At 70.2% G+C, this 2,059-nt stretch carries 2 protein-coding genes; both read left to right on the forward strand.

The annotated features are described in order from the left end of the window. The first annotated feature begins 457 nt into the window (after positions 1-457). Complete coding sequence (locus VFZ20_RS24475; RefSeq protein WP_329686583.1) at positions 458-664, forward strand: hypothetical protein; 207 nt, start codon at positions 458-460, stop codon at positions 662-664. A 201-nt stretch (positions 665-865) separates the two neighbouring features. Continuing rightward, positions 866-2,059, forward strand: a 1,194-nt coding sequence (locus VFZ20_RS24480; RefSeq protein ID WP_329686584.1) for an ABC transporter transmembrane domain-containing protein, incomplete at its 3' end; no start/stop codon positions are given.

Consider the following 2,059-nt stretch of genomic DNA (forward strand, 5'->3'; position numbering starts at 1 on the left):
CCAGCGCCGGCGCGGACGCGGCGACCAGGCCGGCGGCCGCCAGGGCCAGCACGCCGGCGCGCGCGAAGTGGTTGATACGCATGGTGCTGCGATGAACGTCGGGTGAATCGGCCGGATGCGCCGCGGTTCAGCGCGCCCGGGACGACCCAGGGGCAATCCGCGTACCCGCCGCGCCACGCCGTTGTTTCTCGCCATTCCGGGGCGCAGTGCCGCGTGCGGGCAAAGGATCCGTCCTCCCCACGGCGCGGCCGGCGTCCCGTGGCGTGGACGCGGGCGTGTCGAAATGCGTCATCCCCCGGAAGCAGCCCGGATGCCGCGCCTGCACCGGACGATCGGCGTGCGACGCCCGGCCCCTCGCACACAATCCGTTTCAGCCGGTATTGTCGATCCGCGCCGTTCGGTGATAGGATGAACGAACCGCAACGTTGCGGATCATCTCTCTTCAAGGAGGCAGCCCGTGAAGAAGCTCAAGCTCAACCTCGAACAGATCAAGGTGTCGTCCTTCGACGCCGGGGCAGAGGGCCGCGGGGGCACCGTGCACGCGCACACCTACACGTACCCGAGCGGCGACCAGTGCCACACGGGCCTCCAGGACTCGTGCTACTCGTGCCCGGCTCCGCCGTACTGCAACCCCCAGCCGGTCTCCTGGGACTTCAACTGCTGAGGCACGGAACGATCAGGGTCGGATGAAGAAGGGGGCGCTCCGGATGGGGCGCCCCTCGCACGTTTTCGCATGCCGACGCCGAGCGGCCGATCCCCCGGCTCGGATGTCCGGATCCGTCCCTGCCCTGGCGCGGTCGCGCCGCACCGCGCGACTTTGTGCCGCGCCGACCGAAGGCCATCCACTTCCCAGGTGTATCCGCTCGTGCACGACAACGAAACACGCGGCGCGGACGGGGGACATCCCCTGCGCCGGCTGATCCGCTACGCCCGCCCGCACCGCCGGCAGACGTTCCTGGCGTCCGCCTGCTCCGTGCTCAACAAGCTGTTCGACCTGGCGCCCGAGGCGCTCATCGGCGTGGCGGTGGACGTGGTGGTGCGCGGGCGGCAGTCCGTCATCGCCAGCCTGGGCTTTGCCGATCCGCGGCAGCAGCTCGTCATCCTGGCCGCCATCACCTTCGTGGTGTGGGTGATGGAGTCGCTCTTTCAGTACCTGTACGGCGTGCTGTGGCGCAACCTGGCGCAGACGGTACAGCACGAGCTGCGGCTGCAGGGCTACGCGCACCTCCAGGACCTGGACCTGGCGTACTTCGAGGAGCGCAGCACGGGCGGGCTGATGTCCGTCCTGGGCGACGACGTGAACCAGCTGGAGCGGTTCCTGGACACGGGCGCCAACGAGATCATCCAGGTGACGACGACGGTGCTCGTGGTGGGCGGGACGTTCTTCATCATGGCGCCGGAGGTGGCGTGGATGGCCATGCTGCCCATGCCGTTCGTGGTCTGGGGCTCCATCGCGTTCCAGAAGCGGCTGGAGCCGCTGTACGCCGCCGTCCGCGAAAAGGCCGGCGCCGTGAACGCGCGGCTGGCCAGCAACCTCAGCGGCGTCACGACCATCAAGGCGTACGCGGCCGAGGCGCACGAGACGGCCCGCGTGGAGGCGGACAGCCAGGCGTACCGCGAGGCCAACCGCCGCGCCATCTCGTACAGCGCCGCGTTCGTCCCCCTGGTCCGCATCCTGATCCTCGTGGGCTTTACGGGGACACTCGTCTTTGGCGGGTTCCGGGTGCTGGACGGGGCGCTGGCCGTGGGCACCTACTCGTTCCTCGTCTACATCACGCAACGGCTGCTGTGGCCGCTCACGCGCCTGGGCGAGACACTGGACCAGTACCAGCGGGCGATGGCGTCCACGCGCCGCATCTTCGGCGTGCTGGACACGCCCGTGGAGGCGCACCCCGGCGACCGCGTCCTGCCGGCCGAGACCGTCCGCGGCGACGTGGAGATGCGCGACGTCTCGTTCGCCTACCGCGGCCGCGACCCGGTGCTGCGCGACTTTTCGCTGCGCATCGCGCCGGGGGAGACGGTGGCCGTCGTGGGCCCCACCGGCTCGGGCAAGAGCACG

Source organism: Longimicrobium sp. (genome assembly GCF_036280135.1).
In the GTDB taxonomy this organism is placed as follows: domain Bacteria; phylum Gemmatimonadota; class Gemmatimonadetes; order Longimicrobiales; family Longimicrobiaceae; genus Longimicrobium.